Below are 14,374 nucleotides of genomic sequence, written 5' to 3'. Positions count from 1 at the left end.
TCATGGTCCAAAATATAGTGGTAGTTTAATCAGAAAAAACAATAAGATTCGTTTGGGAATGCAAAATTATAAAGAATCAACTAGTCCTGCAATACTCAATAATAGTGATATTTAATGATGCTTAAAACTATATAAAAAAGGTGATATGCACCGAAACATTCCTATCAATCACCAAAGCAAAGTATTGGTTGGGCGCATAAAGACTTTGCAAAGAGCTCACTAAAGGCCATCAAATCATGCTGCAATCTCTATGAAATGACCACACGATTTGCACTAAATGACCGCGTGATTTGCCGTGAATTGAAAACCAAGACTATTTGACGATAAAAACGGGGCAGCACAAAACACAGAATGTTTGACCACAAGTCATAATGTTAAATAACTTTAACCATCTTGCAAATATCCATGCTATGAATTGCTCATTCCTATGAAAACCCGTACCTTTGCACCCGTTTCGAGCGTACATTCTATAATAGAGGTGCGCCACATTCACATAAAGTCTAACTTTATTAAATTTAATTTTTTTATTATTTTATGTCAGATTTAAAGAACGTTCAGCCATTATCAGACTTCAATTGGGACGAGTTTGAGAATGGTTCAAGCGCAAGCGTCAGCAAGCAAGACCTTGAAAAAGCTTATGACGAGACCCTGAACAAGATTCAGGAACACCAGGTTGTAGAGGGAACAGTTATTGCTCTCGATAAAAAAGAAGTAGTAGTTAACATCGGTTATAAGAGCGATGGTATCATCCCTGCTTCTGAATTCCGTTACAATCCCGACCTAAAGGTTGGCGACAAAGTTGAGGTTTATGTAGAAAACCAAGAAGACAAGAAAGGTCAGTTGGTTCTTTCTCACCGCAAAGCTCGCTTGAACAAGAGCTGGGATAAGGTTAACGAAGCGCTTGACAATGGAGAAATCATTCAGGGTTACATCAAGTGTCGCACGAAAGGCGGTATGATTGTTGATGTATTTGGCATTGAAGCATTCCTCCCAGGCAGTCAGATTGACGTTCATCCTATACGTGACTACGATGTATTCGTAGGCAAAACAATGGAGTTCAAGGTTGTAAAGATCAACCAAGAGTTCCGTAATGTCGTTGTTTCTCACAAGGCTTTGATCGAAGCTGAGTTAGAAGCACAGAAGAAAGAAATTATTTCTCACCTTGAGAAAGGCCAGGTTCTTGAAGGTACAGTCAAGAACATTACCTCTTATGGTGTATTCGTTGACCTCGGCGGTGTAGACGGATTGATCCACATTACAGACCTTTCTTGGGGCCGTGTAAGCGATCCTCATGAGGTTGTTTCACTCGATCAGAAGATTAATGTGGTTATCCTTGACTTCGATGAAGACAAGAAACGCATCGCTCTTGGTTTGAAACAACTCACTCCTCATCCATGGGATGCCCTCAGCCCTGACCTCAAAGTAGGTGATCATGTGAAGGGTAAGGTTGTCGTTATTGCCGACTATGGTGCATTTGTTGAAATCCAACCAGGTGTTGAAGGCTTAATCCACGTTAGTGAGATGTCATGGAGTCAGCACCTCCGTTCAGCTCAAGAGTTCTTGCATGTAGGCGATGAAGTCGAGGCAGTTATATTGACTCTTGACCGTGATGAGCGTAAGATGAGCTTGGGTATCAAGCAACTTAAGGAAGATCCTTGGGAGTCAATAGAGACCAAATATCCTATCGGTAGCAAACATACTGCTAAGGTTCGCAACTTCACTAACTTCGGAATCTTCGTTGAACTCGAAGAAGGCGTTGACGGATTAATCCACATCAGCGACCTCTCTTGGACCAAGAAGGTTAAGCATCCATCAGAGTTCACTTCAGTAGGTGCTGAGATTGAGGTTGTAGTTCTTGACATAGACAAAGAGAATCGCCGTCTAAGTCTCGGCCACAAGCAGCTTGAAGACAACCCATGGGATACCTATGAGACTATCTATACACCTGGATCTGTTCATGAAGGAAAGATTACTCAGATGATGGATAAAGGCGCTGTAATCACCTTAAACGAGGGTGGTGAAGGTTTCGCTACACCGAAACACCTTGTTAAAGAGGATGGAACACAGGCTCAACTTGGTGAGGAACTCCCATTCAAGGTTATTGAGTTCGTGAAAGATACAAAGCGTATCATCCTCTCACACAGCCGTACTTTCGAAGAAGGTAAAGACGAAACTCCAGCTGCTAAGCCTGCACGTAAGCACACAGCACACAAGGCTGACAGCGCAGCTCAAATCAATAATGTCGCTGCAGGAACTTCACTTGGAGACCTCAACGTACTTGCTGACTTGAAGGCTAAAATGGAAAAAGGCGAATAAATCAAACATTTCACCTCATATAAAGAGTCTGTTTTGAAAAAAACAGGCTCTTTTTTTGTATATAAAGAAATTTTGTTTATCTTTGCAAAGAAATTCAATACGACTGTGTTTCCATTTGAGAAACGCACTTCTATTCAATCAATATTTTTTATACTAATATGTATAGTAAGGACGAATTATTATCTAAGGACGTCACCGAATTGGCCAAAATAGCCTCGGATTTGGGTGTCACCTACAACCAAAAAGATAGTCAAGAAGATATCATTTATGCCATTTTGGATAAACAAGCCATAGAAGAAGGCAATCGAAACCCATTAGGTGCCAAGAGAAAACGCACACGAATAGTGAAAAAAGACACTGATCGCGTCTACACAGTAAAAGGAAAAGACGGCGAGAATCTCGATACAAAGAAGAATAAAACAGCTGCTCCTGAACAGAAATCTCTGTTCAAAGACGAGGAGAATGCACCTGAAGAGGAGAAAACTCCAGAGGAATTGCTGGCTGAAATGCCTAAACACCGCGGAAGAAAGTCAAAGAAAGAGCTCGAATTAATAGCTGCTGCAGAGGCCGCACGCACCAATGAAGCTCAAGAAAACAAAGCCGAAACCGTCGAAGAGCAAACAGAACAGCCAGAAAAAGACGCTCAAGCAGAGGATAAACAGGAAGAGTTGATTCCCGAAGCTGCCTTTGCTGAAAACACGCCTAACACGGAAGATGAAGAGAAAAGCAATCTACTTGAAAAGCTACAAGCCAAAATCAATGACCATAATAAAGAGGTTGAAGAAGCCAAAGCGCCTATAGACGGCGTATGGTCTGGTGACCCTGGCGACGGCACCGACTTCATTACAGTGGTCGATTTGCCTATAGAAGATCAAGGAGCTGTGCCAAACTATGATATGTTTGATAATCCAACAATGGGTGTTATGCCTTCACAAATGGACTATCAGCGTCAGACGCCGATACAACAAAATACAGAACGTTTCGATTTTACAGACCTTATTACAGGTAACGGCGTACTCGAAGTGATGCCAGATGGCTATGGTTTCTTGCGTTCCAGCGACTATAATTATCTCTCTTCGCCTGATGATATCTATGTAGCAACCAATACTATCAAGAAATATGGGCTGAAAACAGGAGACGTTATCCAGTGCCATGTGCGCCCACCTCATGATGGTGAGAAATATTTTCCGCTGACAACGATAGACAAAATCAATGGAAGACAACCAACAGAAGTTCGTGATCGCATCCCATTTGAGCACTTAACACCGCTCTTTCCAGAAGAAAAGTTCACACTATGTGGCAATCCTTCCACGACGAATCTATCCACTCGAATCGTTGATCTCTTCTCTCCCATCGGCAAAGGACAGCGTGCTCTCATCGTAGCTCAACCCAAAACAGGTAAGACTATCTTGATGAAAGACATCGCAAATGCTATTGCAGCAAATCATCCTGAGGCTTACTTGATGATGTTGTTAATTGACGAACGTCCTGAAGAAGTTACCGATATGGCCCGCACTGTCAATGCCGAAGTGATTGCATCTACCTTTGATGAGCCTGCCGAACGACACGTAAAGATTGCCGGAATCGTACTTGAGAAGGCTAAACGCATGGTAGAATGTGGACACGATGTAGTCATTTTCCTCGACTCTATCACACGTCTTGCACGTGCATACAACACTGTTAGTCCTGCAAGTGGTAAGGTTTTGACGGGTGGTGTCGATGCAAACGCATTGCAAAAGCCTAAGCGTTTCTTTGGTGCAGCACGTAACATTGAGGGCGGAGGTTCATTGACTATCATTGCAACGGCACTCATTGATACGGGTAGTAAGATGGACGAAGTAATCTTTGAAGAGTTCAAAGGCACGGGTAACATGGAGCTTCAGCTCGATCGTTCGCTTAGCAACAAACGAATCTTCCCGGCAGTTAATCTCGTATCTTCAAGCACACGTCGTGATGACTTGCTGCAAGACAAGACCACACTCGACCGTATGTGGATTCTACGTAAATACATTAGCGACATGAATCCGATTGAAGCCATGAACTCAATTCATGATAGAATGGTTCACACGCGCGACAATGAAGAGTTCCTATTGTCTATGAACTCATGATGCTTTCATACCTTTTCTAACACAAAAGGCTACTGAAACGGAAAGAATCTGCCTTCAAAACAGAAGGCAATCGCAACAAATAAAACAAAAACGCACAAGTTAATGGTCTGCGTTTCAAATGAAAAATAAGAAAGAGAAGACGTATGAAACAACGAGATTTGTGGAACACGCTTCTCTTTTTTCAGTCAAATCATCGCGTAAAAGCTATGGAATTACCGCATCATCTCACTGCAATTACACGATGGTTTGACGCACATCATTTTATGATATGATTCAACATTAATCTTATGTCAACTTCAATCAATCCCTCAGACCTTTGTTCTCATCTGCGCAACAAACTTTTTGATGCCGATGGTTGCTATCATGCGATTTGGGAAACTATCCAAAACGACACCACGATAACAGCCGTAGCACGTGCTCGTCAACTGCATATCTATCGCAATGGAAAGAAGATTCTGGTATTGGCGGGCAAGACTTCACCGAAAATTATCAGAGAAGATGTGCTCTGTAAACTCATTTCTCAGCCTACAAATCAATGACATTCACCTATATTTTTCATAGCGGATTCATCGTCGAAACAAACGAATGTATTCTTATTTTCGATGCCTGGATAGACCCTGCGCACGTGATTTCAAAGGCCCTTTTGAAGCAAAAGCCAACGTATGTCTTTGCATCTCATCACCACGAAGACCATTTTTCACGAGAGATTTTAAGTTGGAAAAGCCAGTTTCCCCATACTCCTTTCACCATAATTCTATCTAAAGACATCTTAGAACACCATTGTGCTGATGCCACAGATGCAGACATTTGGTTGGAGAAAGGCATGCATTGGAGTGACCGGCGGCTTAGTATTTATGCCACAGGAAGCAACGATAGTGGTGTTTCTTGGATTGTAGAAACAGCCGGAAAACGAATCTTTCATGCGGGAGACCTCAACAACTGGTATGCCCGTTTCCTGAATGAAACTTACCAATATAAAAATATTCTCACGGAGGAATTTGAGTATGTGAATCCTCAACAAGAAGAAAACAGGTTTCTTGAAGAGTTAAACGACATTGAGAAAATCACCAAACAATTCGATGTTGTCATGTTTCCTGTTGATGGACGCATAGGGAATGGTTATACCAAAGGGGCAAGACAATTTCTCGACCACTTTGATGTTGGCACACTTATCCCCATGCATTTCGCTGGCAGTAGCTTTGAAAGTGCCTGGCGTATGAATGAATTTGCACAAGAAAAAGGCGTAGATTTTTGGTGCATTAAGCACGAAGGAGAAACCAAAGAGATTTTTTAGGCTCAACGACTACAGCCTGATATTCGCCTGAACAATAAGGAAGTCCTCATGGTTCTCACATGAATTAGCAACCCATCAATCTCGATTTACTCCTCCTTTTGAAGAGAGTTAACCCACCATTCATTAGCCAAAATGCCACAAGCTATATTTTTTTTCTTAAACAAAAGTTTGATTATAGCTAATAATTGCCTACTTTTGTAGTATCATTTTCATCAACAAAAACAACAAATATACGATGATAAAGAAAGGCACTACCATGCAACAACAATCTATTTTCAGTAACCTCATAACCCAAGATGAACCTAAACTTCATGGAAAAGATTTGCTTTCTAAACGAAACAACATACAGATGGTGAGCTAAAAGAAAACAATCTCACACCTTAAAACGAACAAAACAACTAAAAATTATATATGCAAACCAAGCTATTTTATTATCTTACAGGCACTCTTTCCATAGGCGCCTTCATCCCGGCTCAGGCACAAAAGAAGCCGATGAACATCGTTTATATCATGAGTGACGACCATTCTTATCAAACGATAAGTGCGTATGACAACAGGTTTATTAGCACTCCGAACATTGATTGGATTGCAAACCACGGCACAAAGTTCCAAGAAAGCTTCGTAGCTAACTCCTTAAGTGGTCCTTCTCGCGCTTGTATGCTCACGGGAAAGCATAGTCATGCCAATGGGTTTACAGACAATTCAAAGACCTTTGACGGTGGACAGCAGACGTTTCCAAAGCTACTTCAGAAGGCAGGATACCAGACTGCAATGATTGGAAAGTGGCATCTCACGTCACTTCCTACGGGCTTTAACTACTGGGATATCCTCATTGGACAAGGTGATTACTATAATCCTGACTTCCTATGCAATGGGAAGAAGCTCCAAAGACCAGGCTATGTGACTAACATTATCGCCGACTTGGCCATCGACTGGATGGAGAACAAGCGCGACAAAAGCAAGCCTTTCTGTCTCTTAATGCATAATAAGGCACCGCATCGCGTATGGAATCCCGACACGTGCGACCTTGATTTATACAATGATGTGGTTTATCCGCTGCCCAAAACGTTCTATGATGACTATAAAGGTAGGCTCGCTGCACAAAAGCAAAAGATGAGTATCATCAAAGATATGGACCTCGTTTACGACAATAAAATGGCCGATCACGAGAACGAAATCCATACAAACACAGGATTGGAACCATGGGGACGCGCCAACTATCAACGCATGACACCTTCCCAACGCGCACAATGGGATCGCCATTATGACCCAATCATCCGCAAGTTTAAGGAGGATAAGCTCTCTGGAAAGGCGCTCGCCGAATGGAAATATCAGCGATATATGCACGACTATATGCGCGTTATACACTCTGTTGACCGCAATGTTGGGCGAGTGATTGACTATCTTCGTGAGAAAGGTTTATTGGAAAATACGCTCATTGTCTATACTTCTGACCAGGGTTTCTATATGGGTGAGCACGGCTGGTTTGACAAACGATTCATGTATGAGGAGTCTTTCCGCACCCCATTACTTATCTATTTCCCCGGAGGTAAACAGCAAACATGCAATGAAATGGTGCAAAACATAGACTATGCCCCCACTTTCCTCGACCTGGCTGGTGCCAATATTCCGAAAGATATCCAAGGCGTTTCGCTGCTTCCACTATTGAAAGGCAAGCATCCTAAAGACTGGCGGTCTTCTCTTTACTATCATTATTATGAGTATCCAGCTGAACATTCTGTGTGTCGCCATTATGGTATCCGCACGAAACGTTACTCGTTGATGCATTTCTACAATGATATTGACAGCTGGGAACTATATGATTTGCAGAAAGATCCTGCTCAAATGCACAACATCTACGGCCAACCGGGGACTGAAAAGCTTACGGATAACCTGAAAAAACAACTGCAAAACCTGCAAGTAAAATATGATGATCCCATCCGAAATACCGCAAACGGCGTAAAATAATCTTAGCAAGAGGCCCTAAACTTCAATGTTTAAGGCCTCTTTTTTCATCCTTAACTCTCCCCCGTTCTACCCTATCCGCCAGATGAGGCCCCTTGATTTTTATCATGGTTATGCGCCTATCACACTCCCAGTAAAAAGGCTTTTGCACAAGGGGAAATTCACCTCACAAAATGAAATGTGCCGATTGACACGACAATATATATCATTTCACTCGACAATCTGCACCATTTCACCTCGCAAAAAGCACCAGATTGCGCAACGAACCATACACGAATAAACACAAAAGAATCAATAAACAAAAAATAAAAAGCAGCCACAACATGATTAAAATGTTATGGCTGCCGTTATGTTTTCCGCCAGAAGGCGATTTAGTTCGTGTGAAAAATTAATGCTTTTTCTTTAGCGTGAACCGCAGATAATTACCATCATCGGTCATCTTTGGCTTCGTTGTACCCACCATTCCATAATCATTAAGCGACTGCAGGAAGTCGGTTGGTTCATAATCGAAGACGTAAACATCGAGCAACAACTCGTGCGTATCAGGGTCAACATAGTTGCGCAGTCCCACATATCCCTCGCGATCGGTGCTCTGTTTAGTTGCACTGAAGAAACGATTCACATCCTTCACCTTCATAATCTGAAGCTTTGTGCGGCTTCTCATGGCTCTAATGGTAAACTCACCATCAAAGATTCCCACTGCAGAAGGTTGGAAATAATACTTAAGATTAGACTCAAGTGAGGTCGTGAGTTGATACTTTCCAGCAGCCAAACGCGTAAAGGTGAAGGTGTCATTCTTATTAAACTCGGGGATATTCTCAAACTCGGCATCTGGTATCATGCCATCATACATGTTCTTGATATACTTCTTATCACAGATAAATTTGTTCATAACCCACTCGCCTTCTACGTCATAAGCATAGCTCGTTATAATGTTTAGTTGAGTTTTTGGATATCTACCTGCATAATAACGATCGGCTTCTGAGAGTTTAGGGCGAAGTATAATGACATTGCGATGTGCGTCACGTTGCAAGACCTTTATTTTGAAATTAGCAGTGTATTTGCCAATCTTTACAGTGTCTTTCTTGTTGACAAACTCAAAGTCTGTACCCTCTTGAGCCGTTGAACTCGGGTCAACCTCAAGCTCAATCGGTGTATCTTCTTCTACATAATAACGTGAACCCGTCTCGGCAGAGAATAGTTCTAACGAGACATCGGCAGTGGCTCCAACCTCTTCTTTGCCGTTCTGGAACGAATAAAGCAGGTCGGGACGCGGTGTCATATCAAGCACTGTTGTCACCGAAGGGTCGCTTTTCAGTCGCATCACAATATTCTTTTGCTCATTAGCTGCATGCAAAGGAGTAACCGTTATCGTGAGTTTTTCAGCGTTTCCACCTACAACATATTGTTCAGAAGACACACTATAATCTTGCCCTTTGACAGCCGTTCCGTCGAAAACAACATCGAGTGTCTTTGCCTGTTCAGGCTTATGAGCCACATAAAGCGTTACTTCCACGGGCTGATTTGTCAGTGCATAGATCCTACGTTCAAAGCGCATATTGGGCACTTCGGTTTCTTTATCCGCACAAGCAGACACAAGTACCGTCAGAAGTCCCAACAGAAAATAAACAATTCGATTCATCATTCTGAGGTCTTATTGGTTTATACTCTTATTATATTCACTTGCAATGCTGTCTAAAACATCACGTTCCGAACTGGAAAGACGCTTGGGTTCGGGCATCTTATATTTCGTTCCATACTTCTCTGTGACTGGAGGAACATCGTCTGTATGCTGACATGAGGTGAAAACCAATAGCGTCTGTGCAATAAGAAAGGATAAAAGTATCTTTTTCATTGTTCTCATTTTAATTGTAAATAACTTCAGTATATCCTGGGTTTTGAATGAGTCCAGGGTTCACTTGCAGGTCAGCTGGAGGCAGAGGGAACGTGTACATGAACTTCTCTGTGGTGTATTTCAGTCCCTGATATACGCCCCATATCGCTGGCCGTCCATTGCGTTTGAGTTCAAAAAAGCGGTCGCCTTCCAAATAAAGTTCCTTGCGTCGCTCGTTGAGTATAGCCTGCATGAGTGGTGTTAAGGCTGCTCCCGTGCAATCAGTCTTGATATATTCGTTTGTATCTACAGCCGGCAAAGTTGCCATTGTGTAGGCCGTATAAGAACTGATGCGGTGTGCTCGGAAGTCGTTCAGCATGCGAAGTGCTCCTTCTTTGTCGCCAAGATGATAGGCAGACTCCATAGATATCAATGCAAACTCAGCCGAACGAAGTCCTGTGAAAATACATTTCGTGTTGAGTCTGCGCTTATTAAAGAAGAGCTTATAACGGATATCGCTGTCTTTTTCGGCAAAGAGTTTCACATAGCGAGCACTCAAAGGACAACGCTGAATGGATGTATTGAGATACTTAAACATATTGGATGACGAGGGTGTTCGGTCGCTTCTGACCAACATATTGCCTTGAAGACCATCTTCAGCTGTTATCATTTTCTTGTATTCTTCGCCTTGAATCAAAGGATAAGCAGCAACAACTTCGTCGGCATACTGCTTGGCTTCTTTGAAGTGTCCGGTCCAGAAGTAGAGACGAGCCAATAGTCCTTTGACAACGATTGGAGTAAACATATAAGCCTTATCCTTAATGTTTTTGTCCAAAGCTGTCTTGAAGTCGCTTTCAATCTGCTTGAAAGTAGCCTCATACGAACTACGATTAGGCTTGGCTTCCATGTCAAAGTCGGTGACAAGTGGCATGCCAAGTTGGTCTTGAGACGTTCCGGCTGGCTCACAATACATTCTCAACAACTGATAATAAGCCAAGCCTCTCAAAGCATAACAGGTAGCAATGAGCTGCTGACCCTTTTCACTATCGCGGCCATCTTCATAGTTATCGAGAATAATATTGCATCTTCCTATCACCTTATAGAGATGTTCATAGTAGCTATAAGCAGTTGAAGTGCCGAGCATACTGCTTATATAATAGGTGAGATTTGAGGATTGTGCAAGACTACTTTCTACGTTATCACAATAGTCTTCGAAGTTTATTGCACTGGAGTTATTCATGAAGAGTTCGTTCGCTCCATATCCTCCGACGCTATTTCCATCAATACCACTGAGCATTTCCATAACAAGTGCCTGATATTCCTCAGTGGTTTTAGGAATTGCTTTGCCATAAGGCTTGATGTCAAGGAAGTCACTGCACGAAGTCATCATGAGCAACAGTCCCAACAAGAGAGCTTGAAGCCCCTTTTGTTTGCTATAAGAAAACTTATTCATTCGATTTTCGTGTTAAAGTCCAACATTAATAGTAAACGAGAAAGAACGGCTGATGGGGTAAACAGCACCAGGCGCTTCAGGATTCAATCCCGAATACTTTGTTATCATAAAGAGGTTTGATCCTGTTACAGCAGCACCGAGACTGGTCAGTCCGTAGTGTCTGATGAACTTGTCAGGAACATTATAACTCAACGTGATTGAACCCAATTTGAAGTATGATCCATTCTCATAATAGATGGCATCTGTAATAGATGAAGACTCGTTTGGCAAGCCAAGATCTATATTTAACTGTCTTCCGCGCGCATCAACAAGGCGTGGATAGCCATCGGTTATAGGGTTGGCAACCGTCCAACGATGGGCCGCCTCTTTGGGTTTATTTAGATATGCTGTGTACAAATCACTGCGTTCAGTTTGCGGATAGTTGGTCTTTGTAGACGAACCCAAGCTGTTATATGACACCGGAGAACGCATTGCAGTGCTTATTTTCGAGCCAAGTGAGAACGAAGAACTAACACTCAACGAGAAGTTTTGATAAGAAACATGCGTTGAAAGACCTCCCGTCCAAGGCGCATTAGCCGTTCCAAGGTAGAAAAGATAATTCTTGTAATATCGCCAATCGCGTGATTGTTGGATGCTAACATCAGGTCTTAACTTGAAAGTATAATAGCCAGTGAACGGATCTATGCCTGTATTGTAACCCGAAATCACTGAAGCTTGCGGGTAGTCGAGAATGATAGAACCGAACGTACTGAATCCATTGTTGGGCGCAGAATACTTAGAAATGAAGTTCTGATTATAGGAAATGTTTCCAGAAATGCCCCATGTCAGCTTCTTATTCTTTATTGGTGTGGCATTCAAAGAAAGCTCAAAACCTTGATTTATCTGTTCCGTTGTGTTGTAACTCTGCTCAGTAAAGCCCGTTGTTGATACTGTTCTAACAGCTGTAATCATGTCATATCCACGTCTTCTATAAGCCGAAGCATAAAGTCCTATGCGGTCATGCAGGAAGCCAAGGTCAAGAGAAAAGTTCATGTCATGAGTGTGTTCCCAACGCAATTTCGGATTAGGCGCCTTTCCAATCGAGGCAATCCGATAGTTAACATCATCGATTGTACGATAATAATTGCTGTATTGCATGATGATTTGTGGGTATACACTCTTGTTCACTCCACCCGTAAGACCAGTCGAAACGCGTATGGTTGCACGATTCATGACTGGTTTTATAGCTTGGAAGAAAGGCTCTTCATCAATATTCCAAGCCAAACCCGTAGACCAAGTAAGATTAAATTGTTCCTTACTTCCAAAGTTATTAGAACCATCCGAGCGTAAAGTTGCATTCCAAACATACTTATTATTATAGACATAGTCTAAGGCTCCATAGAATGAAGCGAATGCACTTTCAAGCTTAGAATAGGTATTTAGGCCGTTGATAATATTGCGATAAGACTCTTCTTCGCTTGCCGTCAATGTACCATCACTGGCAGATCCAAGATAAAGGGGAGTTACATGCTGACCTGTTAAGGGGTCATAGCCATACATTTTACTACCGAGTGACGATGCTTTATTATAGCGAACCTCTGTTCCTGCAATGGCATTGAAGCGATGTTTCTCTTTAAGTGTGAAGCTATAATTAGCTTGTAAGCGTGCAAGCCAACTCGTATTGCGACTCTCTGCCTGTGTAAACGAGCCGTAAGTACGGTAAGAAGCAAGATTAGATCCTTCGAAAGGACGATCTAACCACGCGCTGTATGTGTCGGCACCTATCTCATTTTCTGAATGATCATTACTGAAAGTAGCCGATAATAAGCCATAAAGTCTAAAACCGTCAAAGGGTCTCCATGTTGCATCTCCACGTAAAGTTGTAGTGGAACTTGCCGACTTTTGCGTAGTGTTATCAATCTCTCTCATAACATTAATGCCATTCTTTGGCAAATAATATAACGGGTCTCCATTCGCATTTCTCATTGAGAAATAGGTCTCATCTGCCCTATATGAGCCATCATCATTATAGAGAGTACCATACGGATTAGCAAAGTATGCATACTTATATATATTGAAAGACTCACTTGGAGACTGGCTCTTTAGGTAGGAGAAGTCCATGGAAAGACCGTACGAAAAGGTTGAAGTTGGACTGCCGTTGAACTTTGCATTCATCGTATATGAATCCGCATTGGTTCGCTTTACGATACCATTGTTCGTTGAATATCCACCACTTATATAATAGGTTTGCTTATCCGTTCCACCGCTTAATGATATATTATGCGAGGTCGATACAGTCGTTCTGAACAATGCTTTGAACCAATCTGTCGTAGATTCTCCTAATTGTTTGATATATGAATCCTGTTGTTCTTTCGACCAACCACTAAAGCGTCCGTAGCCCGATCGAATCTGACCAACAAGTCCAATGACGGGATAATAGGTGCCATTTGCAAAGCCATCAGCAGAGAATTCGTCCCAAATGCTTTGCTCATATGCTAACTTTTCACGCGAGTTCATCAAGTTATTATCGCGTATTGGAGCGCTCTGTATACCAAGACTACCACTATAATTGATACTCAACTTTCCTTGTTTACCACGCTTTGTCGTGATAACAATAACACCAGCTTGCGCTTGTGAGCCATAGATAGCAGCCGCAGAAGCATCCTTTAAGACTGTAATGCTCTCAATATCTTGAGGATTTATGCCCGCAACTCCATTGGCATAAAGCGTACTAAAGTCACCACTTCGGATGTAACTTGAGCCTGCTGAGGGGATATTTTTCTGAATAGGCACACCATCAACAACCCATAAAGGCTCGCTACTTCCAGTGATACTGGACACTCCACGCACACGAATCTTGGCCGATTCTCCTGGTCTTCCTGAGACAGCTTGCACGTTTACACCCGTCAATTTGCCTTGAAGCAGCATATCAACATTCTTTAGTGGTGCATCGTTTAGTTCCTTTCCAGAAATCATACTCACTGAGCCCGTAGACTTACGCACGTCAGTTTGTGTATAACCTGTTACCACAACTTGGCCTAAAGTCTTGTCATCGTTCTGCAAAACAAAGTTCCCTGACAGGGGTTTTGTCACTTTAACCACACGCGATTTCAAGCCGAGATAGCTCACCGTGATACTCGTATTTCGAGCAACCCACAATGAAACTGTACCATCAGTATTGGCAATTACGCCGACAGGTTTCCCTGCTACTGCCACTGAAGCACCAGGCAAAGGCTCTCCATTCTCATCTACTACCGTTATATTCACAAGGACATCAGCATCACTATGCTGTGTCTGTGCCTGCAACTGGATAGTAAATAACAGACAGAGAGACATCAGAATCATCATTTTAATCTTTGTCTTCATCTTCGCTTTTTTAATTGATTTGCTTATGCTATGTTATATATTAAATTTCAATATCTTAT

General features: G+C 42.3%; 10 protein-coding genes. 6 read left to right on the top strand and 4 right to left on the bottom strand.

Annotated elements, in window-relative coordinates; translation table 11 throughout:
- The first annotated feature begins 534 nt into the window (after positions 1–534).
- The 6 genes from rpsA (at position 535) to HMPREF9145_RS07300 (ending at position 7,686) form a co-directional block, all read left to right on the top strand.
- Positions 535–2,316: a 30S ribosomal protein S1 gene (rpsA, locus tag HMPREF9145_RS07320; RefSeq protein ID WP_021825678.1), complete on the top strand. Its 1,782-nt coding sequence runs from the start codon at positions 535–537 to the stop codon at positions 2,314–2,316.
- Positions 2,317–2,474: 158 nt separating this feature from the next.
- Positions 2,475–4,424, top strand: a complete 1,950-nt coding sequence (gene rho / locus HMPREF9145_RS07315; RefSeq protein WP_021825683.1) for a transcription termination factor Rho — start codon at positions 2,475–2,477, stop codon at positions 4,422–4,424.
- Between the two features lie 287 nt (positions 4,425–4,711).
- Positions 4,712–4,963 (top strand): hypothetical protein, encoded by a 252-nt coding sequence (locus HMPREF9145_RS07310; RefSeq protein WP_021825660.1) that lies wholly within the window; start codon positions 4,712–4,714, stop codon positions 4,961–4,963.
- Positions 4,960–5,718: an MBL fold metallo-hydrolase gene (locus HMPREF9145_RS07305; RefSeq protein WP_021825705.1), complete on the top strand. Its 759-nt coding sequence runs from the start codon at positions 4,960–4,962 to the stop codon at positions 5,716–5,718. The genes HMPREF9145_RS07310 and HMPREF9145_RS07305 overlap by 4 nt, the downstream gene beginning before the upstream one ends.
- A gap of 235 nt (positions 5,719–5,953) precedes the next feature.
- Positions 5,954–6,079, top strand: coding sequence for a hypothetical protein (locus tag HMPREF9145_RS14125; RefSeq protein ID WP_257898728.1), 126 nt, complete (start codon positions 5,954–5,956; stop codon positions 6,077–6,079).
- A 50-nt stretch (positions 6,080–6,129) separates the two neighbouring features.
- Complete coding sequence (locus HMPREF9145_RS07300; protein WP_021825704.1) at positions 6,130–7,686, top strand: sulfatase family protein; 1,557 nt, start codon at positions 6,130–6,132, stop codon at positions 7,684–7,686.
- 385 nt (positions 7,687–8,071) lie between these two features.
- On the opposite strand, the gene HMPREF9145_RS07295 is transcribed toward HMPREF9145_RS07300, so the two are convergent.
- The 4 genes from HMPREF9145_RS07295 to HMPREF9145_RS07280 are packed head-to-tail and all read right to left on the bottom strand — an operon-like array spanning position 8,072 to position 14,315.
- Complete coding sequence (locus tag HMPREF9145_RS07295) at positions 8,072–9,328, bottom strand: DUF4843 domain-containing protein (protein ID WP_021825751.1); 1,257 nt, start codon at positions 9,326–9,328, stop codon at positions 8,072–8,074.
- Positions 9,329–9,337: 9 nt separating this feature from the next.
- The gene (locus HMPREF9145_RS07290) at positions 9,338–9,538 is read right to left on the bottom strand and encodes a hypothetical protein (protein ID WP_231369770.1); all 201 of its coding nucleotides are present in this window, start codon (positions 9,536–9,538) and stop codon (positions 9,338–9,340) included.
- A gap of 10 nt (positions 9,539–9,548) precedes the next feature.
- Positions 9,549–10,970 carry a RagB/SusD family nutrient uptake outer membrane protein gene (locus HMPREF9145_RS07285; RefSeq protein WP_021825709.1) on the bottom strand — a complete coding sequence of 474 codons (1,422 nt, stop codon included), beginning with the start codon at positions 10,968–10,970 and terminating at the stop codon, positions 9,549–9,551.
- A gap of 12 nt (positions 10,971–10,982) precedes the next feature.
- Positions 10,983–14,315 carry a SusC/RagA family TonB-linked outer membrane protein gene (locus tag HMPREF9145_RS07280; protein ID WP_021825649.1) on the bottom strand — a complete coding sequence of 1,111 codons (3,333 nt, stop codon included), beginning with the start codon at positions 14,313–14,315 and terminating at the stop codon, positions 10,983–10,985.
- Positions 14,316–14,374 lie beyond the last annotated feature (59 nt).

The sequence above is a fragment of the Segatella salivae F0493 genome (assembly GCF_000477535.1).
GTDB lineage: Bacteria > Bacteroidota > Bacteroidia > Bacteroidales > Bacteroidaceae > Prevotella > Prevotella salivae.
Note: the sequence above shows the minus strand (reverse complement) of the source record. Positions and strands in the feature narration are given on the sequence as shown.

What these genes read in the sequence shown, in the direction of transcription:
- HMPREF9145_RS14125 (WP_257898728.1), top strand. Translation starts at nt 5,954, where the DNA reads ATGATAAAGAAAGGCACTACCATGCAACAACAATCTATTTTCAGTAAC.
- HMPREF9145_RS07295 (WP_021825751.1), bottom strand. Translation starts at nt 9,328, where the DNA reads ATGATGAATCGAATTGTTTATTTTCTGTTGGGACTTCTGACGGTACTT.
- rho (WP_021825683.1), top strand. Translation starts at nt 2,475, where the DNA reads ATGTATAGTAAGGACGAATTATTATCTAAGGACGTCACCGAATTGGCC.
- HMPREF9145_RS07310 (WP_021825660.1), top strand. Translation starts at nt 4,712, where the DNA reads ATGTCAACTTCAATCAATCCCTCAGACCTTTGTTCTCATCTGCGCAAC.
- HMPREF9145_RS07285 (WP_021825709.1), bottom strand. Translation starts at nt 10,970, where the DNA reads ATGAATAAGTTTTCTTATAGCAAACAAAAGGGGCTTCAAGCTCTCTTG.
- HMPREF9145_RS07280 (WP_021825649.1), bottom strand. Translation starts at nt 14,315, where the DNA reads ATGAAGACAAAGATTAAAATGATGATTCTGATGTCTCTCTGTCTGTTA.
- HMPREF9145_RS07290 (WP_231369770.1), bottom strand. Translation starts at nt 9,538, where the DNA reads ATGAAAAAGATACTTTTATCCTTTCTTATTGCACAGACGCTATTGGTT.
- HMPREF9145_RS07300 (WP_021825704.1), top strand. Translation starts at nt 6,130, where the DNA reads ATGCAAACCAAGCTATTTTATTATCTTACAGGCACTCTTTCCATAGGC.
- rpsA (WP_021825678.1), top strand. Translation starts at nt 535, where the DNA reads ATGTCAGATTTAAAGAACGTTCAGCCATTATCAGACTTCAATTGGGAC.
- HMPREF9145_RS07305 (WP_021825705.1), top strand. Translation starts at nt 4,960, where the DNA reads ATGACATTCACCTATATTTTTCATAGCGGATTCATCGTCGAAACAAAC.